Below are 23,282 nucleotides of genomic sequence, written 5' to 3' on the forward strand. Positions count from 1 at the left end.
TTCCGTTGGGGAGGTGACCGAAAAGTGCAGTCACCCAGAAACTGACCCGTAGGCGTTGTGGGAGTTTTAGATCAATAGGTTATAAGCAGGCCGTGTAGGAGCGGATTTATCCGCGAGACATCATTGAAGTCGATGCATTTCCTCAATGGGTTTCTCGCGAAGAAATTCGCTTCGGCAAAAAGAAAACGCCTAATACCCCGTCATCTCCAGATAGCCGACCCCGCTTTGACTCCCGCTGACTTTCACCGGCCCTTCCCAGTAAGGAATGCTCAACCCCATCCATGACCCGGGGTTCAGGGCATCGGTGGTGATATCCAGATTCCTGCCGGGGATCCTGATCGACCAGCGAGTCGGCAAGCGTCGCCCGGCGACTTCGGTTTCGTTCAGGGGCTTCATGTCGATGTCACGGGCATGCAGGCTTTGGGTTGTGCCGTCTGCGCCGATCCAGGTGCCGCTCAGGTAAGGCTCGCCGTTTTTGTGGCGCATGCGATACAGCATCACGTGTTCGTCGCCGTCCAGATGCAGGGATAGCCAGTCCCAGCCAGACTGGTTGGCGGTCAAGGGCTGGCTGCTCCATTCCCGGTCAAGCCAGGCGTGACCGCTGACCTGATAGGTCTTGCCATCCATCGTCAGGCTGCCGCTGGCCTCGAAAAAGGGCTGGCTGTAATAGTACGAGCCCTGGCCCTGATCGGACTTCTGGCTATATCCCTGTTCCCCCTGCAGCACCAGGGGTTTGCTGGAGGTGAGTTGCAGGTCGTATTGAAAGTCCTTCCCGGCTGCCTGCAATTGCATCTTCGCCAGCGGGTCTTGCGCCTGCGATTCGCTGTTCAGCGACCAGTCGTCGATCCAGGCCGAGAAGGGCGTGAGCTTGACGCCTGCCTGCCCGACGCCGCCGCGGGCGTAGCGCTCGGCCACATGATGCTGGCTGGCAGAGGTTGCGGCGGCATGGCCCAGCCAGATCGTGTTGTCATTCCAGCCGGTGCCGGTTGGTTCAGGGCGCAGGGCGTTGCGGAACAGCGTCCATTGCACGCCGAAGTCCTGGCCCTTTTCGTCCTTGAGGGTGGCGGTGATGTACCACCACTCGATACGAAATCCGGGATGCGGGCCGTGATCCTCAGGGAATGAAAACACCCGGCCTGGTTTGACCTGAGCATATTCGTCGGCCTGGTTGCCCATCCCGGCGAAGCCGGTTTCTGGAGGTGGTTGCTGGTCGCATGCGGTGAGCAACAGCGTTAAGCCTGCCAGCCGCAGCCAGTCAGTTTTCATTGGCGAATGTCCTGAGCAGGTCGGCTGGTCGGGTGCGGTGCAGCTTCAGCAGTGGCCAGGCCGATGCCAGCAAGGTGGCCAGTAACGCCAGCCCCATCAATTGCAGCAGTTGCAGGGGGAAAACCTGTAAAGGCAAGCGCCAGCCGAATGCCTGGACATTGATCACGGTATTCAGGCACCAGGTCAGCATGAGCCCAAGAGGGAGGGCGAGCAGGAGTGTCAGCACAGCCAATAACCAGGTTTGGCCCAGATTGAGCAACATCAACTGGCGACGGGTAACGCCCAGCGCCCAGAGCGGGGCCAGTTGTCCGAGTCGGCTTTGGCTTTGCGTCAGCAGACCGATGAACAGCGCCACACCCGCCACAGCCAGCGTCAGGCTGTTGAGTGCGGCAGTGGCGGCGAAAGTGCGCTCGAACACCTGATTCGACCAGTACTTGAGCTGGCTTTGATCGATGATGCGATTGTCGTCGAGTGCAAACCGGGTTTGCAGTTCACTCACCAGTGGCGGTGTGGCAGCATGATCGATTCGCAGGTTGAAACGAATGGGCGCCAGGTGCGGCCAGTGCTCAAGCAGGTGCCTGGCATTGACCAGCAGGTGGCCTTTGGGATTACCGTAGTCGGCGTAGATAGCCACGATACGTGGCGACCACTTACCGGCAGGGACAGGAATGTTCAGGGTATCGCCCAGCCCGAGCTTGAGCCGCCTGGCCAGTTGCTCGCTGAGCATCAGGGTGTCCTGATGGGCGAGTTGGTTCCAGGGATCTTCTGTCGTCGACTCCAGTAATACCCAGTGCTGGCGATAAGTCTCATGCTCGATGATGCCGAACAGGTCCGCAGGCCAGCCTTGCAACTGGATCGGCACCTGCCAGTTGGGCAGCACTGCCGTGATGGCGGGCTGCTTGCCCAGCCAGGCCTGCATCTCTCTGGATTGATCCGGGGTTTGCGGCGTGACGTAAAGCTCTGCGCTCAGGCGTTGCTCCAGCCAGTGACTGAAGGTCTGGCGAAAGCCTGAAGTCATGCTGCCGGCCCCGACATTGGCTGCCATTGCCAGAAGCAGGGCCATCAACGCCAGGCTCAAGGCGGGCAGTTGCTGTCTGCAATCGGCCAGAAACCACTGCCCCAGGACCGAACGGCTGCGCTTCAGCAATCCGTTCAGCAGCGCATCCAGCAATACCGGCAACCCCAGCGCCGCACTCAACAGCAAGGCAGATATCAATACAAAGCCCCAGCCCAGGCTGTTGCCGAAAAGCCAGGCCGCCAGAGCCCCGCTTGCACTGGCAGCGGCAACCCAGGCCTGACGCCGCAACCAGCGTGCATGGGCCTGTTGCCAGGCTTGTGCATTGGCCAAAGCCAGCAGTGGCAGGCGTGCGGCGCGCAACAAACTGTTGGCCCCGGCCAGAAATGCGCCGAGCAGGCTCAAGGCAATGCCGCTGAGCCACCACCCGATATTCAGGTTCAACTGTCCGTCCACCTCGGCCCCGTACAGGCCACGCAGGCTGGCCGCGACATCCGGTAACAACAGACTGGCCAGCCAGTAACCACTGACGACGCCCAGCAGCCCGCCGAGCAAAGCCATTGCCCCAAGCTCCAGAGCCAGCGCAGCGATCAGCAGGCGAGCACTGACGCCTGACGCCCGCAGGTTGCGCAGCAGACCCCGACGTTGTTCCAGTGCCAGACCAATCGCGGCATGAACAATAAACAGCCCGACCACAAAGGACAGCACCCCCAGCGCATTCAGGTTCAGGTGAAAGCTTTCGGTCAGGCGTTGCAGATTATTTTCTTCGCCGCTCTTTTTGATCACCAATTGTTCGCTGAGGGCTGGCGGCAGAGCCGGATTGTCAGCGGCAAACTCCTTGGGCAGCAGCAGGCGGGTCAATTGATCGGGCAGGTGCAGCAGCGGTTGAGCAAAGCCGATATCGGTCAGCAAGACTCCCGGTGCCATATCTTTCTTGATGTGCAGAGGCGGCAGGGCCAGACCGTCATGGGTTTCCGGGCGCTGCCCCTCTTGCAGGCCAAGTGCCTGAAGGGTCTGAGGAGCAATCCAGGTCGCGCCCGGCGGAGCGAGAAAGTCGAGGACTTGCCGGGTATCCAGCGTCTGCCCGGCCACTGCTGAACCACTGGGCAACGTCACCGGTTCGATCCCGATCAGTTGCAGGCGTTGATCCTCCAGCCCCTTCAGTGTGATGCGACTCTGCACCATCGGCGATACCGGCCAACCGGCTCGCCGCAGCTCGATGAATAGATCCTGCGAGAAAGCCGCGCCGTTTGGCGCTGTCAGGCTGGTTTGCGGTTCGCCACCAATCATCTGACTGGCCCGCTGATAGCTTTCCCGTGCCTGGCTGTTCAAGGCCTGAACACCGGTCAACAGGCTGGTAGCCAGCCATAGCCCGGTGAGCAGACTGAAAAACTGCACCGGATGGCGACGCCAATGGCTGAGCAGGGCGCGCACTGTCCAATAAAACACTCGCATATCAGCCTTCGCCCGTTACGACCAGGCGCCCCCTGTGCAATGTGACCTTGTGGGCCAATCGTTCTGCGACACGGGAGCTGTGAGTGACCATCAGCAGGCTGGTGCTGCTGTCATTCAGCAGGTCCAGCAGCAATTGCAGCACTTCATCGCTGGTGGCTTCATCGAGGTTGCCGGTGGGCTCGTCGGCCAGCAGCAGGGCAGGGCGCGAAGCGAGTGCGCGTCCGATGGCAACCCGCTGCTGTTGACCGCCGGACAATTGCTCTGGATAGCGATGGAGCAGATCACCCAGGCCGAGGCGTTCAATCAGTTGCGCCTGCCAGAGCGGGTCATGGCGTCCGGCCAGGCGTGCCTGGAACGCCAGATTGTCTTCGGTCTTGAGGCTTTCGATCAGGTTGAACTGCTGGAACACCAGACCGATTTCGGTTCGCCGCCAGTTGGCCAGCCGGGCTTCGCTCATGCTGTTCAGTTGCTGATTGGCGACGGTGATGGTGCCGCTGTCGATCTGATCCAGCCCCGCCACCAGATGCAGCAAGGTGCTTTTGCCACTGCCCGACTCGCCCATCAGCGCCAGACTGCTACCACGTTCCAGATGCAAATCGACGCCACGCAAGACCTCTACCGGGCCTTGGGCCGAGGGATAGCTCTTGAACACGTTTTGCACATTCAACATCGGGGTGCCCGGTTGGAAGTGGTCATACCTTGAGGATAACGGCTATCGCCTATGGGTGTGTGAATGAATTCATTCGTGAAGGCGGCGTTTCATACGATGCATTTCTATTGGGTGTAGCAGAAACTTGTGTGAGGCAGCTTGCTGGCGAAAAGGCTCTGAAAACTGGCAGATATTCTGCGTCTGTACGAGAAGTCGCCAGCAAGCTGCCTCCCAAAAAGTGAAAAACCAGGTCATTTCCCCTGTCTGCGAATCAACCCCCGCAAGGCAAACCGGTTGGGATGGCAGGCCTCTGCCACGCTGCGGGGCAGCGGCAGCGGTTCGTTATCCAGCCAGGCGGCGATCAGCTCGGCGGACAAGGGTGCAGTAATCAGGCCGCGTGAACCATGGCCACTGTTGACGTACAGCCCGTCCAGCCAAGGGCAGGCAATGTCCGGCACCTGTCGGGCATCTTTGCCAAGCGCCGCATAAGCCTGAATAAACGATTCCCTGTCTGCCAGCGGCCCGACGATTGGCAGGTAATCCGGGCTGGTGCAACGGAAGGCGGCACGTCCCTGTAACTGCTCCGGCAACAACTCCGACGCGCCGAGACGCTCGGTCAGGTCTTCGGATATTTCCTGCAACAATTGCAGATTGCTCAGGTGATCGGCGGTATTGGTATTCAGGTCATCACTGTTGAAATCGAAGCTGGCACCCAAGGTGTGCTCACCCAGTCGCGTCGGCGCGACATAACCTTCTGCGCAGACCACAGTGCGCAACACCTGGCTGTTGTCGGTCTGCGGCAGGCGGGTGATCTGCCCGCGAATGCGCTTGAGCGGCAGGTCGGCGCTTTGCGCAAAGTGTTTGATATCCGCGGCACCTGCGAGCACCACCACCGGCGCGCTGTCGATCAGTTGCTCCTGATTCCAGGCCTGCCATTGCCCATCGACGCGACGCAATTCCAGTGCTTCGTGATGCGCAATCAGTTTGATATTCGGGTGCGCAACCTGCGAATGACACAGCGCTGGCGGATGAACCCAGCCGCCTTCGGGAAAGAACAGCCCGCCCCAACGCAGGTTTACACCGCTGCGCGCCTCGGCAGAAGGCTGATCCAGCCGATGCAGCAGCTCTTCGGGGAAGGCGTCGGCCAGTTGTTGCTGGCGCTGGGCTTCCTTGTCGTCGAAGGCCAGTTGCAGCACGCCGCAATTGTCCCAGTCGACACCTCTTTGCAGACGCTCAAGCAGCCGTCGCGTGTGGCCAAAACCACTGAGGATCAACTGCGACAAGGCTGTACCGTGTGCCGACAGCTTCAAATAAAGCACGCCCTGCGGATTGCCCGAGGCCTCTTGGGCCGGTTGGGCATGACGCTCCAGCAGACTCACCTGCCAGCCGCGTCTGGCCAGGCTCTCTGCCGTGGCGCAACCGGCCAGCCCGGCACCGATCACCAGCGCCTTGCGTTCACCCTCAAATGCAGCGGGGCGGGCGAACCATGGCTTGATGGGCGAGGGCAGTGGCGCCTCTTCAGGCCAGGCAATGAACCTGCCGCGCAGCACTTCCCATTTATGACCGATGCCCGGCACACGCTTCATCTTGAAACCTGCCGCGTTCAGGGCGCGGCGAACCCAGCCGGTGCTGGTAAAAGTGCCAATACTCGCCTCGGGCGCCGACAGCCGCGCCAGTTCGGCGAACAGCTCCGGCGTCCACATTTCCGGGTTCTTGGCCGGGGCGAAACCGTCGAGAAACCAGGCATCGATCTGGCCGTCCAGTTGCGGCAGCATGTGCAAGGCATCGCCAATCAACAGCGTCAGGGTCACACGCCCCTCGTCGAAGATCAGCCGCTGAAAGCCTTCATGCACGGCGATGTATTGATCGAGCAAGGGTTCGGCAAAAGCTTTCAGCTCCGGCCACAAGGCCAGGGCGCGTTGAAGGTCGGCGCGGCTGAGGGGGAATTTCTCGACACTGACGAAGTGCAGCCGCGCCTCGGGATGAGCGCACTCCTGAAACAACTGCCAGGCGCAGAGGAAATTCAGCCCGGTGCCGAAACCTGTTTCCCCGATGACCAGCCGATCACCCGCAGGCAGGGCCGTGAAACGCGCGCGCAGGTCGTTCTGCACCAGAAACACATGGCGTGTTTCTTCCAGGCCGGACTCGGTGGAGAAATAAACATCGGAAAAGGCGCGGGAATGCGGGTTGCCTTGTTCGTCCCAGTCGATCTGGGCGTGGCGGGTAATGGTCATGTTCGGCTCGGCGGTGGCAGAGGCGGCATTTTACCCGTGTATGCAGACAAAAGCGGTGCAGATTGATAGCCGGACAAGCCCTGCAGGGGACCTGTCCGGCAGGTTTTTCAGTTCTGGACGACCGGGCTGCCTGCATTTTCAGGCTGCTTGCGTGGCCACAGGGTCAGGCCGTAATACAACACGCCACCCAGGAAGCAACCGGTAAACCAGGCGAAGTTGGCAATCGGCTTGAACCAGGGAATGAAGGTAAAGCACAGGCCCACCAGTGCGCTCAGCAGCAGCGCCGTAACCGCCACCCGGTTCACGCCATTGGTGTACCAGTAACGGCCGCTCGGGGTGTCGTCGAACAGGGCATCGACATCGATCTGTTGTTTCTTCACCAGGTAGTAGTCCACCAGCAGGATGCCGAACAGCGGGCCGATACAGGCCGCCAGAATATCCAGGGTGTAGTGAATCACTTCCGGGTTATTGAACAGGTTCCATGGGGTGATGAAGATGGACGCGACTGCCGCGATCATCCCGCCTGCACGCCAGCTGATACGGCTGGGCGCCACGTTGGCGAAGTCGAAGGCTGGCGAGACGAAGTTGGCGACAATGTTGATGCCGATGGTGGCAGTGACAAAGGTGAATGCGCCGAGCAGCACGGCAGTGGTGTTATCGATGCGGGCCACGGTCGCAATCGGGTCGTGGATCATCTCACCGAAAATCGGCAAGGTGCCGGACACGATCACCACCGTCACCAGGGAGAACGCCAGGAAATTAACGGGCAGGCCCCAGAAGTTGCCGCGACGCACGTCTTCCATGCTCCGGCAGTAGCGGCTGAAGTCGCCGAAGTTCAGGGTCGGGCCGGAGAAATACGACACCACCAGCGCAATCGCCATGATCACCTGACCAAAAGCCGCCCAGCCGGACAGCTCTTTTTCCGCCAGGGTGAAACTGATGTTGTCCCAGCCCGCACGCCAGACGATCCAGCCTGCCAGCACGAACATCACGGCGTAGACCGCAGGGCCAGCCCAGTCGATGAAACGGCGGATCGACTCCATGCCCGACCAGAACACAATCGCCTGTACGACCCAGAGTGTCAGGAAACCGAACCAGCCCAGGTAGGAAAGCCCCAGGAAACTCACGTCTTGATACGCGGCCAGTTCCGGGAAGAAGCGCAGCACCACAATCACCAGGGCGCTGGACGCCAGATAAGTCTGAATGCCATACCAGGCCACCGCGATCAGGCCACGAATGATGGCCGGGATATTGGCCCCGAAAACACCAAAGGCGAGGCGGCAGATGACCGGGTAGGGCACCGCAGCCTGCTGGCTGGGTTTGGCCACCAGATTGGCGATCACCTGAATGATGCAGATACCCACCAGCAGCGCGATCAGCACCTGCCAGCTTGCCAGCCCGAGGGCGAACAGACTGGCGGCGAACACATAACCGCCGACGCTGTGCACGTCGCTCATCCAGAAGGCAAAGATGTTGTACCAGGTCCACTTCTGTGGAATCGGTCCCAGATCCTCATTGTGCAGGCGCGGGCTGTAACCGGCCGGGCGTTGGTCTGTCATGGCATTCCCTCCCTTGTTGGGCCATCGCTACGGCTGGGTACCCGCGATGAGGTTTTTGTATACGATCCTGTACGCAAGACGTATGCCATTGCCCGGATTCTCAGGGAAAAAGCCTCCAGAGTATTGCCGGGCGGGAGTTCAAGGAGGAAACACCGGTGCGTGGGATCATCCACAAATGGTGCTTTCAGTGCGCGAAAACAGGGCGGTTTTGCTCGATAGAAGTGCATTCATGCCCTGAGGAAGCTGCTTGCCTGCGCAAATGGGATGGGGTGCGGGCTATCTGAGCGATAACCCAACATGGCACTATTTCTGTATACAATCGTGAGTGCCAATAACTTTCATGGCATTTTCAAGCGGCGCTGAAGGAGGCCCTGTGCGTATTCAAGTGATCAACCCCAACACCAGCGATGCCATGACCCACAAGATCGGGCTGGCCGCCCAGGCGATAGCGCGACCGGGCACGCAAATCATCGCGTGCAGCCCCGAGGACGGGCCGGTGTCCATCGAAGGGCATTTTGACGAAGCCATTGCCACGCTGGGCGTGCTGGAGGAAATACGCAAAGGACGAGATCAACAGGTCGACGCCCACATCATCGCCTGCTTTGGCGACCCAGGCCTGCTGGCCGCCCGCGAGTACGCCACTGCACCGGTCATCGGTATCGCCGAAGCCGCCTTTCACATGGCAGGCCTGATTGCCACACGCTTTGCCGTTGTCACCACCCTGAGCCGCACCCGGATCATTGCCGAGCACCTGCTGCAACGTTATGGCTTCAGCGAACTCTGCACTTCGGTGCGTTGTATAGATTTGCCAGTCCTGGCCCTGGAAGAAGGCGGCCCGGAACTGATCGAACGCATGGTCGAACAGGCCCGCCGCGCCCGTGACGAGGAGGGCGCCGGTGCCATCGTGCTGGGTTGCGGCGGCATGGCTGACCTGCCTCGACAGCTGAGCGAAGCCATCGGCCTGCCCGTAGTGGAAGGCGTCAGCGCCGCCGTGAAACTGGCCGAATCGCTGGTGGACCTGGGCCTGACCACCAGCAAGCATGGTGATCTGGCCGACCCGATCGGCAAACCGTTCAAGGGGCGTTTTGCGTATTTGAGTCGCTGAAAGGCAGCGCTCAATACTTGCCAAATGCAGCCAGGTTATACAGCGTCCACATCCGGTCATAGCCGTTGTCTACGGCGATGAAATCGTTACTCAATTGCTCGGGTTCTGCCCGAGCGGTCCAGTGTTGTTGCAGGGTAGCCAAGGCGTCGATCCAGGTCTTGGCCGGCTCGCTGATCTCGCGCCACACAGGTTTGCCGCCTCCGGCTGAGGTCAGACGTGGCAAGGTCTTGAAGTAGTCTTCAGCATCGGTCCAGGCTGCCAGCAATGAGCGGTGCAAGGCCTGAACCTGCTCGGGAGTCAGGCGCTGACTGCCCGCCTGCTCATCCAGTTGATTGATTGCCAGGCGCGCCATCAGCATGAAATTGAGCGTGTGCCAGTGCTGATCGCGTCCGAGGCGTTGTTCGATTTGCTTGAGTTGTTTGCTGCGCAATTGCAGCATTGGCTGTTCGAGCGCCTGATTGAAGGCGGGCGCACGTTCGTACAACTCGTCCATTCTTTGGGTGAGCAACTCATTGAGCTGGCGCGCAACCGGTATCTCGGGGTATCGCTCAACGTACAGTTGTTCGACCTTACGGGCTTCAGGGCGCAGATTGTCATAGGCCTGGATGTAATCATAAGCGGCAATGTCCAGAAGGCTGTTCCATTTGTGCCCGCCGCTCACATGAAAGGAGCAGGGACTTGTAGAGTCCTTCTCGGCAGAGCCCATGCCGAAGCCGCTGAACGTCCGGCTTGGAGAGGGATTGCGAGCGATCACATCGTCAAAACGGGTCTGGTAAAAGTGATAACGAATGCGCAGCAACGTATCGCTGTAAGCCAGGCATTTGTTCATCTTCAGCAACTGGGTTGATACAGACTCTGGTTTTTCGCGAGACGGCACGAGTATCTGGTGCAGCCAGGCAATCCCCAGAAACACGCATACGGCGACAACAAAGGCGCGACTACTGATCATGGTCGGCCTCCTTGCGTGGAAGGTGCGTACCATTGCTGGCGTGTCACCTGTACCTGACAGGGCGGCGAAGTGTCGTCCAGGGTTGCGCACAGGCGCAGTGGCCAGGGGTGCATGCCCTGATCTTCGCCCAGCGGGCGATAGTTGATGATGGCGACGGCTACCCAGAGCGAAGACGCCAGCAGTCCGAAGGCTATGCCGACTCTCATTTCCCGTAGCCATGAGCCGGGCGGTGACTCTGTAAATGCCTGCTTACGACGGTCTGGCCTGGACGTGCGGCTCAGCAGGGCCAGGCCCAGCAGGACTGCCGTGTAGACCAGCAGTGCGCCAATGCCACCTGCCAGAAAGGCCGGTATCGCAAGCAACCACCCCGGCAGACTTTCACGTAGCGGCAATGGCGTGGGACGTCGCAGGCTTAGCCAGTGGCCGCAGCGTTCTCTCAGAGCCTTGTCCGTGCGCCAGGCATTCAGGGCAACGGCTCGACACACCCAGCTCACGCACCACGCCAACAAGCCGAACAGTGCGGCCATCTCCAGCATTGTGCTCAGTGTTTCAAGCAGGCTGCTGCCCAGACGAAAATAATCGTTGAAGGCTATTTCCCCAGTTGAACCGAGGATTGCAAGGGGCAGTGCCCATACCGCCGGGCTGCGCTGCAGCGGACGCCAGAAATAAGGGTCCATGCCCGGCATTTCGCTTGCCAGTTGTGGATAGCGGTGCTGTACGGTATTGGCCAGGTGTTCGCACATCTGCCAGTCGGCCTTGTTGAATGCCGCCGTGAGCTGCACTCGGGCATCCTCTTGCATGGGCTGAAACAACAGGCGGGCTGCTCTGGAATCAGGACTTTCGCTTTTCTGGGCTGCGAGACGCTGTTGCTCCTCAAGAAAAGCGGTGCTGTGGCTGCGCTGCAGCAGCTCGCTCCAATAGCGCCAAGGCGTAAGGTTTCCTGTCTGTTTCCAGCCTTGGCTTGCGCATAGCGCGTCGAACAACGGGTTGGACCAGAACGTGGCGTTGAGCAGCAGCCGGGCCAGACACTCATTGAGCCACTGGCGACGGTCGAGTGTCTGTAGCCAGGCTTTTTGTTCAAGGTTGCGGCACAGATCCAGCAAGCGCTGGATGTTTCCTGTGTCCAGCGCGCTATGCAGCTGGTGTTCGGTATGGTTCAGCAGATAGTTCAATACGGGTTCGGTGGCCGCATAAGAAATATCCTGGCGTTGCCATGGGGTCAGCCAGTAAAGGTGCTGCACGACAGGCTCTGCCATCTCCTTCATGACTTCAGGGCTCGATAGACAGAGGAGCAGCAAGCGCCCTTCGAACTCCGCTTCGCAATAACTCGTGCGAGCCTGTTCCATACGCTCGACCAGGTTATCTGCCGTGATGCCTTCAAGCAGTTGCTCCGCCAGCTTCCAGGCTGGGGTCGAACCGTCGTTCAGCGGCAGGACATCAAGCGGGGCAAATGTCGGGGCCGGATCGAAGGCCTGCACCTCTTGCCATTCGGCAGACCAGTTCAGAGCCTGTTCATAGGCATCGCGCAGACGTTGAAACCCCTCAGGATCCTCGTCTGGTCGGTGTTGTTTGAGCAGGGCTGCGTATTGACGCTTGATACTGCGGGTATCGGCATCGGGTTCCAGCCCCAGCACAGACCAGCAATTCATTCCTGCACATCCAGCACAAGCAGTAGGCTGAGGGGTATGCCGACAGTCATGGGGTGTGGGACTCCTGGGACACAGTACGAATCTTGAAGGTGACTCGCTGTATCGGCAGGTATTGCACAAACTTGCGTGTACTCAGGTGGTGCGCATCAATGCATTCCGTAGGAGCGAATTCATTCGCGAAGGTATTTCAAACGACCTATCTCTGTCGGATGTACTGACCTCTCGCGAATGAATTCGCTCCTACTGCCGGCGGCTTTACCCCTTGCTATGCTCCGACGACGTAGGCCCTTCAACCACGCCGCGTGGGCCGGCGACTCCCCAGATACCGGCACCGATCACCGGCAGGACCACCACCAGAGCACTCCAGCCTGCCTTGGTCGCCAGGCTTTTGCGTGAGCGCCAGACGCTGTTGATGACCCAGGCGTCGAGCAGCATGACCATGACCGCCACGGCGATCCAGAACACGGTAGACATTTCCATTCCGGCACCTCCGTACCTGTCATGTTGCAGGAAGCACGATCGTGGAATCGGGTTCCGGCACGCTGATGGAGTTGTTGCCTGGCGTCAGGATCACCTTGCGACAATCCTCCTGGCCCTTGTCGAAAATCTTGTAACCCGTGGCGGCATCTTCCAGTGACATCCGGTGGGTAATGATCGCTTCAGGGGCCAGTCGACCGGTTTCGATATGCTCCAGCAGTTCGGGCATGAAGCGTTGGGCGTGGGTCTGGCCCATCTTGAACGTCAGGCCCTTGTCGAACGCATCGCCAAACATGAAACCGTGAATAAAACCGGAATAAACCCCCGGCACACTCACCACGCCGCCGCGCCGCACAGTGGCGATGCACTGGCGCAAGGCTTTGCCGCTGCTGCCTTCCAGCTTGAGAGTCGCTAGCACGGTTTCCGTGGTGCTGCCCTTGGCCTCGAAACCGACCGCATCCACCACGGCATCGACACCGCGCATGCCGGGTGTCTGGCGAATGATGGTGTCGGCCGGGTCATCGTCTTCATCGAAATTGATCGGGATGGCGCCGTAGGTCTTTTGTGCATAGGCCAGCCGATAAGGGTAATGATCGACGATGAAAATCCGTTCGGCCCCCAGCATTCGCGCGCACGCGGCGCAGAGCAGGCCGACCGGGCCAGCGCCGTAAATGGCGATGCTTGAACCCTTGCCGATGCCTGCATTGAGCACCGCCTGCCAGGCGGTGGGCAGGATGTCGGAGAGAAACAGAACCTTCTCGTCCGCCAGAGTGCCCGGCACCTTGAACGGGCCGACATTGGCTTTCGGCACCCGCACATACTCGGCCTGCCCGCCGGGAATGCCGCCATACAAATGGCTGTAGCCGAACAGCGCGGCGCCGGGCGGAATGGATTTCTTGTTGAGGATCGCGCCGCGTCCGGTATTGGTCGTTTCACAGGCGGAAAACAGATCCAGCTGGCAGAAAAAACATTCCCCGCAGGCAATCACGAATGGAATGACAACCCTGTCGCCCCGCTGTACAGCGGTCACCGCAGGCCCGGCTTCCTCGACGATCCCCATGAACTCATGGCCCAGGATATCGCCATGCTCCGTGGCCGGGATCTTGCCGTGATAGAGGTGCAGGTCAGAGCCACAGATGGCGGTGGCCGTGACTCGCAGGATGATGTCGTCGGCTTCCTGTATCTGCGGGTCTGGCACGGTGTCGACTTTTACATTGTGCGCCCCGTGATAGGTCAGTGCTCTCATGGTCAGCCCTCGGCTTTGCCAGAAGGAGTCTGGACTTGCCTTAGATGAACGAGGGTTGTCGTGTTTGGTTCATGGCAATGGACTAACGGTTGCTGGCCATTGATAAGCCACCGTGACTGCTCGTCGGCTTATTTCTCATCGGCCTGAACGGCTGTTATTCCCCCTCAGTCGACTCCAGTGACGGGTAAGCAGTCGGAACCCTTCAAGGCAGTCAACCTGAATCAGGACTCACTCCACGAGGTTCCCGATGAACAAAGCATCAAGCAAGAGCAGAACAACGATTGAGGATCTGTTCATTCACGAGCTTTCCGATATCTACAGCGCTGAAAAACAGATCTCCAAAGCACTGCCAAAACTGGCTCGGGCTTCGACCAACCCCAAGCTGGCCGAGGCATTCAATGCTCATCTGGAGGAAACACAAGGGCAGATCCAGCGTATCGATCAATTGGTCGAGCAGTTCGAGATCAAACTCAAGCGCGTCAAGTGCATCGCCATGGAAGGGTTGATCGAAGAAAGCAAGGAGCTGCTGGAGGAAATCGAAAAAGGTCCGGTACTCGATGCGGGCCTTATCGCTGCTTGTCAGAAGATCGAGCACTATGAAATATCCGGCTACGGAACGCTGATTGCCATGGCCAAACACCTGGGCCTGGACAATGCCGCGAGTGTGCTGGGCGAAACCCTGGCAGAGGAAAAATCCGCCGATGAGAAACTCACAGCGATTGCCGAAGAGGGCGGTACCCAGGCCGCTACGCTGGATCTTGAGGAAGGACAAGAGGTAGAGGACGATCAAGAGGAAGAAAAACAACCCCGCAAGAAAAGACAGGCCTGAGTGGTTAAGGCATACACGTGAGAGGGGGCTTGGCTCCTCTCAAACCACAACCTCATGAATTAAATGGAGTTTCCGTAGGAGCGAATTCATTCGCGAAGAGCCAGTACACCCGACAGAGTAATGTCGTTAGCCTGATGTGTTGCCATGTGAGAAAGCCGGGTTTTGTGACTGACGCCAGCGCACAAGGTTTTCTCACCCCTTTTATTGATCCTGGAGGATAGCTGAATGATATGAGTGGTCTACATTAGCCGCAGATCATTTGAAGGATGCCGCTAATGTTTGAGTCCGCTGAAATAGGTCATGCCATCTCCAATGAAACCTACGATGCTGAAGTGCCTGCGCTGCGCGAGGCCTTGCTGGAAGCCCAGTACGACTTACACGAGCAGGCCGGACGTCAGATCATCGTATTGATCAACGGCATCGAAGGGGCGGGCAAAGGCGAAACCGTCAAACTGCTCAACGAGTGGATGGACCCGCGCCTGATCGAAGTCCGCACCTTCGACCGACAGACCGACGAAGAACTCGCCCATCCCACCGCCTGGCGCTATTGGCGACAACTGCCTGCCAAGGGCCGCATGGGGATCTTCTTCGGCAACTGGTACAGCCAGATGCTGCAAGGCCGTGTGCATGGCCTGTTCAAGGATGCGGTACTCGATCAGGCAATCAGCGGGGCCGAGCGCCTGGAAAAAATGCTCTGTGACGAAGGCGCACTCATCTTCAAATTCTGGTTTCACCTGTCCCGAAAACAGATGAAATCACGCCTCAAGACCCTCAAGGACGACCCGCTGCACAGCTGGCGCATCAGCCCGCTGGACTGGCAGCAATCGAAAACCTACGGCAAGTTCGTGCGCTTCGGCGAACGAGTACTGCGCCGCACCAGCCGCGAATACGCGCCTTGGCATGTGATCGAAGGCGTGGATGCCAACTACCGCAGCCTCACCGTAGGCCGCCTGCTGCTGGAAGGCATGCAGGCCGCATTGAACACACCCAAGGCCGAGCCCAAGCCATTGACCTTTGGCCCCTTGCCCGCCAACCACGGCGAACTGACCCTGCTCGACAGCCTCGACCTGAGCCGCAGCCTGAGCAAGGACGAATACCAGGAAGCACTGATTACCGAACAGGCACGCCTGTCCGTCAACCTGCGCGACAAACGCATGAAAAAACACGCCCTGGTGGCCGTGTTTGAAGGCAACGATGCCGCAGGCAAAGGCGGCGCCATCCGCCGAGTCGCCGCAGCACTCGACCCACGCCAATACAGCATCGTCCCCATCGCCGCCCCCACCCAGGACGAACGCGCCCAACCCTACCTCTGGCGCTTTTGGCGACAGATCCCCGCACGCGGCAAATTCACCATCTTCGACCGCTCCTGGTATGGCCGCGTACTGGTGGAACGGGTCGAAGGCTTCTGCAGCGACTCCGACTGGGCCAGAGCCTACGGCGAAATCAACGACTTCGAAGAACAACTCACCGACGCCGGCATCGTCGTCGTGAAATTCTGGCTCGCCATCGACGAACAGACCCAACTCGAACGCTTCCAGGAACGAGAAAAAATCCCCTTCAAACGCTACAAAATCACCGAAGACGACTGGCGCAACCGCGAAAAATGGCCGCAGTATCGCCAGGCTGTGGGGGATATGGTGGATCGCACGAGTACCGAGATTGCGCCTTGGACGTTGGTTGAGGCGAATGATAAGCGGTGGGCGCGGGTTAAGGTTTTGAGGGTGATTAATGAGGCGTTGGAGGGGGCGTTTGGGAGGGGGAGGAAAGGGTAGAGTTCACAGGGTACTTTGTGAGAGCGGTATGAGAAAGTTTTTTTGTTGGTAGGTAACGGCCAATTAACTAGAGGCCAAGGCCAAGTTTCATAAGAGTATCGATAAGTCGTTTGGTTTTAATTTTTCAATAGAAGGGCAGGGAATGAGTCAAGAAAACTCGCTTTCGTATTTAAAGCAATTTTCGATTAGTATTGTAACGCTGGTTTTAGGATCATTTGTTTTTGTGGGGGTTATAGAGAACTACAAAAGTGATGAGTCAATAAAGGTCAGCCAGCTTGAAGCCTATTTCAAACCAGCAAGAGAGGCTGCTAACGCTTGTCTAAAGAAACAGAATGAGCTTTTTTTGCATTACCCGGAATATGGTGGTTCTTTTTCTCTATTGTTTGGAGAGCTCAATCGTCTGTTTGAAAATCCGGAGCTGTAGCATAGTATCGCATATAATGTTATTTTGGAAGGGTATGCTAAGCAGTTGTTTCGGGTGGTGAAGGTTCAGGATAGTTTGCCTCATGAAGTAGCAGGATGTCGGGAAGATGTTTTTTTAAAGCTAGAAATTCTGTCTATTGTGACGGGGAGCTTTGACGAGTTTGTTGGTGCATCTTTAAAGCGGGCAAATTTGCTAAATACCATTGATGGGAGGTTCAGGAGGGAGCTCAAAGAAAATACTAAAGGTGCGGATGTGGATGAGTTAATAAAAATGCTTAGAAAAATCGGAGATACAGATGTTATGTCAGAAGAAGCTATGAAGGAAATGGTTGCAGATTTTAGTGCTAAGCTTCCTGTGATTGAGAAATATAGTGAGGCTCTGGCTAAGGCAGAGCAAGAGAAGTATAATGTCGAATATGAGTTTTTCTCTGTGGTTAGGCAGGAGTCTGCAAGTCGTATCAATAGTCGCTTTAGGCAGGGCTTTTTTAGCTGGCTGCTTAGATAGTTTTTGATATGTAAATAGTGGCTGGTTACAGGGGTTGATAGAATAGCTTTGAGCTGTTTAGAGTCTGTAATGATCAGTAAAGATCAAGTATGGGTCACAAAATTTTGACGATATTACTCATTTTTTAGCGTAACGACGTCCGGTGTCAGCCGTTGTTACGCATGTTCAGAAATTCAGCTGGAGCTACTAGTTTTCCTCAAGCATAGCTTCATCAAATATTTGCTGTGTGTAAAGCTAACTATTTATTTGGCGTTTGGGTAGCTCTAATTGCCTCGCTGTTTGATGATATTGGTCGCTGTTCGTTTGTGGAGGTTCCTCTGATTATGTCCTTGTATAATGTTTGTATGGAGACTGTCAGTACGGCCAGTCCACTGATGAAGATATATATGTCAATTCCTGTCATGAGTGCGCGGACATGTTCGTAAAATACGCCCAGTATGAGGAATAGTCCGCATACGATGCCGCTCGCTTGAAATGTTGCGTTTATCATTACGCCAATGTTGAATTCTGCATTGTTTCTCCAGCATCTAAAAATATAGATACAGATGATTATTAGACCAAGTGCTAGAGATGGGATAAGTACAATTTTATCCATTTCACTTATCCTTTGTGTTTTCAGGTTGGTCTGGATTTTCTAGGGGAGTTTCTTTTTTACTTTTGTCATTAACGGACTCCCCGAGAATTGCTCCTACAAATCCCCCAATGAGTGCGCCAAAAGGTCCGCCTAGAGATGCTCCAAGTAAGGCGCCTCCGACAATTGAGCCTGTTGTTCTACTGTTATCTTCTTCGGTTCTTTTTTTATTACTCATCGACTTTCCTTGATCGAGAATGGAAGTGAGGTTTGGTTGTGTGTGTTTAGGGATGATGTTAAAAGACTAGCCTGTTGTAAGTGCAGTTCGGCTCGTGGTCGTTTTGAAGTCTGCTTCATAGTTGCTGACGATCTGCTTTTGGACGTTTGCAGTCGCCACAGCCAATGCAATCAACCAATTATTCATAATAGTAAATAAATTCGTTCCCATATGCCAGTGCTTGCGAAAGAATATTTAGGGGGGGCGTAAATCGACTATTTGAAAAAGTTAAGATTATTCAAGTTCCACTGCCAATAATTTTTGGAATGTTGATAGAAGGTCAAAGGGAATCAGTTGCTCAAAATCAACAAGAACAGTATCTATTACATGGCGCATCAGTTCACCTGTGCGTCGGCTACGAGCTTTAAGGAAAGAGAACTTTGTTTTTAGAAGTTCCTCAAGAGCGTGGTCGTCCATTCTCAAATAGGCAGTCAGGATTTCTAGTCGATGTCCTGATAAGTATTCGATGATTGTGCGATTACCATTTGCCTTGAATTCAACGGGGTGAGTTATTTCCTGAAGTTTATTTACTGCTAGTTGCCAGCGCTCTGAATTCCAATCAGATAAACTTACATATGACTCATTTTGATACAAAACCCCTATTTCATAGGCATGCCTTACGTTTTCACGTGCTACTAATGCCACCATGATGGCGGGATCAAAAAGAAGTGATTCAATACCATCGCGTATTCCTGGGGACAATACATGAACTCGAGGTGAAGGGATTTGCTTTCCATCCCAGTCGATCAACCCTAGAACGCTCTGATTTCCGTTATCGCTTAGCGTGGTTACCAGTCGCGTCACTTGTTCGCATCCCCCAGACTGTTCTAAACCCGCGTCATTTTTTTTACCAACTTCTACAAATGCTAATGAGCGTTCGGATTTTAGTTTTGGTTTGTATTTTTGATAAAGAGAGTCATAGATGCTCGCATCAGTGCGACTTTCAACAAATATCTGTCTTCTGCCTGAAAATGAAATGGATAGTGTAGGAACACCTGTCGTTAATAATGATAATGCTTCGCCTTTACTGGTTTTTACGAGCCGAGGACCACTAGGATCCATTGCATAGATTGCATTTTCGGGTGCTAGAGCAACTGTGGAGGGACTATGTGTGGTCATTATCACTGATACGTTCTTATCCTTCACCAATACGTTCTGTATGGTGCTTAGCAAGGATGCAGCCATCGAAGGATGGAGAGGGGCGTCAACTTCATCCAAAAGCAAAAGGCGTGGGAAGCTTTTAGTCTGCCTAATTTCACGAGAGTTATATAAGCAGAGAGCAAAAGACATTAATACTTTCTCGCCAGATGACAAGTCCTGAAAACGCATTTCGACGTCGCTTGTTATTTTTCTTAGCTTTGGTTCATATGTGCCGATATCATGCAGTGGAGGGCTGTCGACTCTGAAATTTAGATTCGACTCTTCAAGTATCTGATTCACAAAATCCCAAGGGGGGGAACCATATTCTTTAATAAATTCTTCATCGGAAAGTGGTCTGGTATGGAGGGCTTCAGGAGGTGGGTATTTTTCAAGGCGATCATTTTCATGAATCAATGCGCGATAGGTTACAAAGACTTGGCCGAACGCTTGTTGAAAAGGATCAATATCTCCCCATAAGAAGTTGGAGTTTCTAAAAAACTCAGTGCGAGAGGATAGCACGAAAAGCTCTGGATGAGTTTGGGCAACTCGTGGAGCATTTTTTCGCCAAAAATCATCACCAATACTATTGAATGAAGTGTTGGCGATGTTGGTGCCAAGAATTTTAATCTGAGCTTGAAGTCGCTCTATAATCTCTTTTGTTTTGATTTCGTCTTCAAAAACACTAGCTAAATCAGCTCCACTTAAACTGGCAATTTTTTGTGGAGTGGTGCACATGTGTGCAGGTATGCCTAGGTTGGTTGCGAAAATTTGCAGACTTGGAAAGTGTTGGTCCCGATGATGGGTAACTGAGTTAAACCACTGTGAACGACGTGATTGATCATGCAGAGGGTCGTACATTCCTGTATCAGTTGGAATAATGCTTGTTGAGTCAAATAGGCGTACATCAGTTTCGTGATTGGTGACGATTGATGAGGATACCTGGCCGCCTTTTATCGCTGTAAGTAGATGAGTTTTACCAGATCCATTCACTCCCGTGAGCACAACAAAGCTTGGTAAGTCTATGTCCTCGAGTCCGATTATTGATTTGTGAATGCTTGTGAACTTTAAGCTGTGAGTCATACCAACACCGTCCTTGATGTACGCTAGTATAAGTTAAATCAAAAAAAACGTACTGGAAGAAAAATCATGAGTATTACGTGAGGCTTAAAATACCCGATATCATGCTTGATGGCTATAGGCCTTTACAAAACTTTTGGACCTTGGCTTCAAAAAGCAACTGCTACGCTCTCCACTTTCGTATGATTTTGATCTGGTCGATAAATTAGCACACCATATTTTTGCGTATCAGAGCCATTGGATGCTATGACTGTCTGCATTAACCTCCGTATAAAGTTATCAAACACCGCTAGACGAGATTTTCTTGCTAGTGCGTGTGCTTGATACACCTCATTATGGCGTCAACATGCATTCGTATGTAGGTAGTTGTCACGTGTCAGATGCCAGCGCTTTTTCATATTCACTGATGAATTGTGGCAACCCATACCCCAGCACTGCACACAAATCCCGCAACTGCACTAGATCCAGACGCCGCAAGCCCTTTTCTACATCGCTCATGAACGATTGTGGTCTGCCAAGCGCCCGCGAGCACTCCGATTGAGTTAGGCTGGCATTCTCCCTGATCCTTCGCAATAGCTTGATCAGGACCTGATGTTCTCGTCGATAAAGTGCTCTTGCCATGACGCCGCTCTCGTTGAACCGCCTCATACGATATAACTGATTTTCAGATATTTGATATGCATAGATATTCTTGGCCATGACCCCCGAGCAAAGCCACCGCTTTGCCCGGCCCCCAAGAAATCCGGAAGCCCTATCTGAAAGGACACAACCCATGAAAACACGAACCCACCCCCGCAACCCGAGGCAATCATCCCGCAATACCCGACCGTGCTTCCCCAGCCGCGCAGGATCTACCTCGAAGCCCCCGTCGACTCAACTGCAAATCGTCAGTTCCATGTACGCCTACCTGATGACGAGCTGGGAGGAGTTGCCCGAGGAGAACAAGCGTGCCCTGGGTTTCGATTTTGTAGCGGGTAGTGAAGGCGAGGAGAAGGCGCTCAATCATCTGGCGCGGCTTTTTCTGGACTATGCCGATTTTTCATTTCGTCGGGCGTTGGTTGCTCGGCGCAGGCGGCTTGGGATTGATGAGACGAGCAGGGCTGTTGAGTGAGTGATGCTGCGCAGACTCAAGCGCATGGCTGAAGTCGATGCGCGTTTATGGCCGGAGCTGCCCCGGGCGAGGGCAGCCATCGGCCTGTTGTGTTGAAACGTCATGTCATGCAGCGCAATGCCGCCTATCAATGACCGGCGACGATTTGGCCGGATTGCCTCTCACCGCCTGCAAAACCATGCACCCGCGCGCTCGATGCAATGGCTAGGTTTAGCAGTAACAGCACCAATAAGGCTCAGGGAAAAGAACTCACCCTCCATTGACCGAGCAAGAGCAGGTAGGAGCGGATTTATCCGCGAGACGTCATTAAAAGCGATACATTTTCTTCGGATGTACGGGCCTCTCGCGAATAAATTCGCTCCTACGGAAACTTCATTTAATTCATGATGTTGCGTTTTTTGATGAGGCTGGTAAAGAGTCTGAAGTGGCTTGCTCGTTTTCAAACAGAGTCTATGTGGTATTTAAATATGGGTCCAAAAACCGAAGAGCTGATCTGATTCTTGGGCAGAGTTCTAAAGATGGCGTTTTCTGCTGGAAAGCCGGGTATTTCGAGTTGAACGAAAAGCTTGAAGAACTCAGAGGCGATGCTTTTCGGCTTGCGAATGAGATCAAGCGGTCACAGTGATTTCCCTTACCTCTCCCTCAACGCCTCACTCCCCCCCTTCAACACAGGCTTCAACAAATAATCCATCACGCTCTTCTCCCCGGTAATAATATCCACTGTCGCCACCATCCCCGGAATAATCAGCAGCGGCCTGTCATCCCCGCCCAGATGATTTCTATCCGTCCGTACCTGTATCAGATAAAAACTGTTCCCCTTGTCATCCGTAACCGTATCCGCGCCGATCATCTCCAACCGCGCCGGCAACCCTCCATAAATCGTGTAGTCATAGGCGCTGAATTTGACCATCGCTTTCTGCCCCGGATGGAGGAAGGCGACGTCTTGCGGACGCACTCGGGCTTCGATGAGCAGGTTGTCTTCCAGGGGGACGATTTCAAGCAGGTCGCTGCCGGGTTGGACGACGCCGCCGATGGTGTTGATCTTGAGGGTCTTGACGATGCCGCGTACCGGGGAGGTGACGGTGGTGCGGGTCATGCGGTCGTCGATGGCGATGCGGTTGGCGCTGATTTTGGCGAGGTCGGAGCGTTTTTCGTTGAGTTCGCGGGAGGCTTCGCTGCGGAAGGTCAGTTCCGATTCCTGGGTTCTGCTTTTGATCTCGTTGATGGCGGCTTCGGCGCGGGGGATGGCGAGGGTGTTGGCGTTCATCGAGCCGCGCATTTCCACGGCGTTGCGTTTGAGGCGCAGGATTTCCACGGGTGAAACGGCGCCTGAGCCCACCAGTGGCACTGACATGTCGAGTTCCTGCTGCACCAGCGCAAGGCTGTTGCGGAACTGTTCCTGGCGGGAGCGAAACTCGGCCAGTTCCTGGGTCTTTTGCCTGAGTTGTTCGTTGAGGGTGCGTTGTTCCCCGCTCAGACGCCGCTGTCGCGACTCATAAAACGCACGCTCATCGGCGGCGACTTGCGGGGCTTTGTCGATCACTTCTTGTGGCAGGAGCAAGGGCCGTCCTTCGGCTTCGGCGGCCAGGCGTTCGACCTGGGCAGTGAGGGTCAGGCGGTCGACTTCGCTTTCGCCACGGTTGGACAGAAAGCGCGTGTCGTCCAGGCGCAGCAGCGTATCGCCTTTGTTCACGACCTGGCCTTCGCGGACGAAAATCTCGGTGACGATGCCGCCTTCCAGGTTCTGGATCACCTGTACCTTGCTGGACGGAATGGCTTTGCCTTCCCCTGTGGTGACTTCCTGGAGCACGGCATATTTCGCCCAGATCAGCGCGGTCAGGATCAGCGCCGTGGCCACCCAGACCGTGAGGCGTTGCGAGTCTGACGAGTCTTGCTGCATGGCGCTGTTGCGTTCGTTCATGAACCCGGCTTCGGGTTTCAAGCGGCGGCGCAGCCCGTAAGTGACTGACATG

At 55.6% G+C, this 23,282-nt stretch carries 19 protein-coding genes; 6 read left to right on the forward strand and 13 right to left on the reverse strand.

Annotation, left to right across the window (positions count from 1 at the left end; translation table 11 throughout):
* Nucleotides 1–189: 189 nt before the first annotated feature.
* The 5 genes from Q6A51_RS07940 to Q6A51_RS07960 all read right to left on the reverse strand — a co-directional run bounded on the left by Q6A51_RS07940 (nucleotide 190) and on the right by Q6A51_RS07960 (nucleotide 8,178).
* Complete coding sequence (locus tag Q6A51_RS07940) at nucleotides 190–1,266, reverse strand: lipocalin-like domain-containing protein (protein WP_304574495.1); 1,077 nt, start codon at nucleotides 1,264–1,266, stop codon at nucleotides 190–192.
* Complete coding sequence (locus tag Q6A51_RS07945) at nucleotides 1,256–3,736, reverse strand: ABC transporter permease (protein ID WP_304574496.1); 2,481 nt, start codon at nucleotides 3,734–3,736, stop codon at nucleotides 1,256–1,258. The genes Q6A51_RS07940 and Q6A51_RS07945 overlap by 11 nt, the downstream gene beginning before the upstream one ends.
* A 1-nt stretch (nucleotide 3,737) precedes the next feature.
* Nucleotides 3,738–4,406 (reverse strand): ABC transporter ATP-binding protein, encoded by a 669-nt coding sequence (locus tag Q6A51_RS07950; protein WP_201019279.1) that lies wholly within the window; start codon nucleotides 4,404–4,406, stop codon nucleotides 3,738–3,740.
* Nucleotides 4,407–4,636: 230 nt separating this feature from the next.
* Nucleotides 4,637–6,619 carry a bifunctional tRNA (5-methylaminomethyl-2-thiouridine)(34)-methyltransferase MnmD/FAD-dependent 5-carboxymethylaminomethyl-2-thiouridine(34) oxidoreductase MnmC gene (mnmC, locus tag Q6A51_RS07955; RefSeq protein ID WP_304574497.1) on the reverse strand — a complete coding sequence of 661 codons (1,983 nt, stop codon included), beginning with the start codon at nucleotides 6,617–6,619 and terminating at the stop codon, nucleotides 4,637–4,639.
* A 107-nt stretch (nucleotides 6,620–6,726) separates the two neighbouring features.
* Complete coding sequence (locus Q6A51_RS07960; RefSeq protein WP_221529310.1) at nucleotides 6,727–8,178, reverse strand: NCS1 family nucleobase:cation symporter-1; 1,452 nt, start codon at nucleotides 8,176–8,178, stop codon at nucleotides 6,727–6,729.
* A gap of 373 nt (nucleotides 8,179–8,551) precedes the next feature.
* Here Q6A51_RS07960 and Q6A51_RS07965 point away from each other — a divergent pair, with 373 nt between their 5' ends.
* A complete protein-coding gene (locus Q6A51_RS07965; RefSeq protein WP_201019276.1) occupies nucleotides 8,552–9,283 on the forward strand; it encodes an aspartate/glutamate racemase family protein in 732 nt (243 codons plus the stop codon).
* Between the two features lie 10 nt (nucleotides 9,284–9,293).
* On the opposite strand, the gene Q6A51_RS07970 is transcribed toward Q6A51_RS07965, so the two are convergent.
* The 4 genes from Q6A51_RS07970 to Q6A51_RS07985 all read right to left on the reverse strand — a co-directional run bounded on the left by Q6A51_RS07970 (nucleotide 9,294) and on the right by Q6A51_RS07985 (nucleotide 13,604).
* Complete coding sequence (locus Q6A51_RS07970; protein ID WP_201019275.1) at nucleotides 9,294–10,232, reverse strand: DUF3829 domain-containing protein; 939 nt, start codon at nucleotides 10,230–10,232, stop codon at nucleotides 9,294–9,296.
* Entirely contained in the window at nucleotides 10,229–11,881 is a 1,653-nt protein-coding gene (locus Q6A51_RS07975) for a J domain-containing protein (RefSeq protein WP_304574498.1), read from the reverse strand. The genes Q6A51_RS07970 and Q6A51_RS07975 overlap by 4 nt, the downstream gene beginning before the upstream one ends.
* A gap of 255 nt (nucleotides 11,882–12,136) precedes the next feature.
* Nucleotides 12,137–12,361: a PLDc_N domain-containing protein gene (locus Q6A51_RS07980; RefSeq protein ID WP_201019274.1), complete on the reverse strand. Its 225-nt coding sequence runs from the start codon at nucleotides 12,359–12,361 to the stop codon at nucleotides 12,137–12,139.
* A 19-nt stretch (nucleotides 12,362–12,380) separates the two neighbouring features.
* The gene (locus Q6A51_RS07985; RefSeq protein ID WP_201019273.1) at nucleotides 12,381–13,604 is read right to left on the reverse strand and encodes a zinc-dependent alcohol dehydrogenase; all 1,224 of its coding nucleotides are present in this window, start codon (nucleotides 13,602–13,604) and stop codon (nucleotides 12,381–12,383) included.
* 247 nt (nucleotides 13,605–13,851) lie between these two features.
* Between Q6A51_RS07985 and Q6A51_RS07990 the strand changes: the two genes are divergently transcribed.
* From Q6A51_RS07990 to Q6A51_RS08005, 4 genes are all read left to right on the forward strand, one after another.
* Nucleotides 13,852–14,433 (forward strand): YciE/YciF ferroxidase family protein, encoded by a 582-nt coding sequence (locus tag Q6A51_RS07990; protein ID WP_200999770.1) that lies wholly within the window; start codon nucleotides 13,852–13,854, stop codon nucleotides 14,431–14,433.
* 275 nt (nucleotides 14,434–14,708) lie between these two features.
* Complete coding sequence (gene pap / locus Q6A51_RS07995; RefSeq protein ID WP_304574499.1) at nucleotides 14,709–16,205, forward strand: polyphosphate:AMP phosphotransferase; 1,497 nt, start codon at nucleotides 14,709–14,711, stop codon at nucleotides 16,203–16,205.
* Nucleotides 16,206–16,347: 142 nt separating this feature from the next.
* Complete coding sequence (locus tag Q6A51_RS08000; RefSeq protein WP_304574500.1) at nucleotides 16,348–16,629, forward strand: hypothetical protein; 282 nt, start codon at nucleotides 16,348–16,350, stop codon at nucleotides 16,627–16,629.
* A gap of 75 nt (nucleotides 16,630–16,704) precedes the next feature.
* Nucleotides 16,705–17,133 carry a hypothetical protein gene (locus Q6A51_RS08005; protein WP_304574501.1) on the forward strand — a complete coding sequence of 143 codons (429 nt, stop codon included), beginning with the start codon at nucleotides 16,705–16,707 and terminating at the stop codon, nucleotides 17,131–17,133.
* A gap of 596 nt (nucleotides 17,134–17,729) precedes the next feature.
* Here Q6A51_RS08005 and Q6A51_RS08010 read toward each other — a convergent pair.
* The 3 genes from Q6A51_RS08010 to Q6A51_RS08020 form a co-directional block, all read right to left on the reverse strand.
* Nucleotides 17,730–17,942: a DUF4564 domain-containing protein gene (locus Q6A51_RS08010; RefSeq protein WP_405046129.1), complete on the reverse strand. Its 213-nt coding sequence runs from the start codon at nucleotides 17,940–17,942 to the stop codon at nucleotides 17,730–17,732.
* Between the two features lie 273 nt (nucleotides 17,943–18,215).
* Nucleotides 18,216–20,201, reverse strand: a complete 1,986-nt coding sequence (locus tag Q6A51_RS08015; protein ID WP_304574502.1) for an AAA family ATPase — start codon at nucleotides 20,199–20,201, stop codon at nucleotides 18,216–18,218.
* A gap of 366 nt (nucleotides 20,202–20,567) precedes the next feature.
* The gene (locus Q6A51_RS08020) at nucleotides 20,568–20,897 is read right to left on the reverse strand and encodes a helix-turn-helix domain-containing protein (protein WP_322791243.1); all 330 of its coding nucleotides are present in this window, start codon (nucleotides 20,895–20,897) and stop codon (nucleotides 20,568–20,570) included.
* Between the two features lie 196 nt (nucleotides 20,898–21,093).
* Between Q6A51_RS08020 and Q6A51_RS08025 the strand changes: the two genes are divergently transcribed.
* On the forward strand, nucleotides 21,094–21,309 hold the full coding sequence (locus Q6A51_RS08025) for a hypothetical protein (protein ID WP_304574503.1): 216 nt from the start codon (nucleotides 21,094–21,096) through the stop codon (nucleotides 21,307–21,309).
* 631 nt (nucleotides 21,310–21,940) lie between these two features.
* On the opposite strand, the gene Q6A51_RS08035 is transcribed toward Q6A51_RS08025, so the two are convergent.
* Complete coding sequence (locus Q6A51_RS08035) at nucleotides 21,941–23,281, reverse strand: HlyD family type I secretion periplasmic adaptor subunit (RefSeq protein WP_405046130.1); 1,341 nt, start codon at nucleotides 23,279–23,281, stop codon at nucleotides 21,941–21,943.
* Nucleotide 23,282: the final 1 nt, after the last annotated feature.

The sequence above is a fragment of the Pseudomonas serbiensis genome, assembly GCF_030580745.1.
GTDB classification, from domain to species: domain Bacteria; phylum Pseudomonadota; class Gammaproteobacteria; order Pseudomonadales; family Pseudomonadaceae; genus Aquipseudomonas; species Aquipseudomonas serbiensis.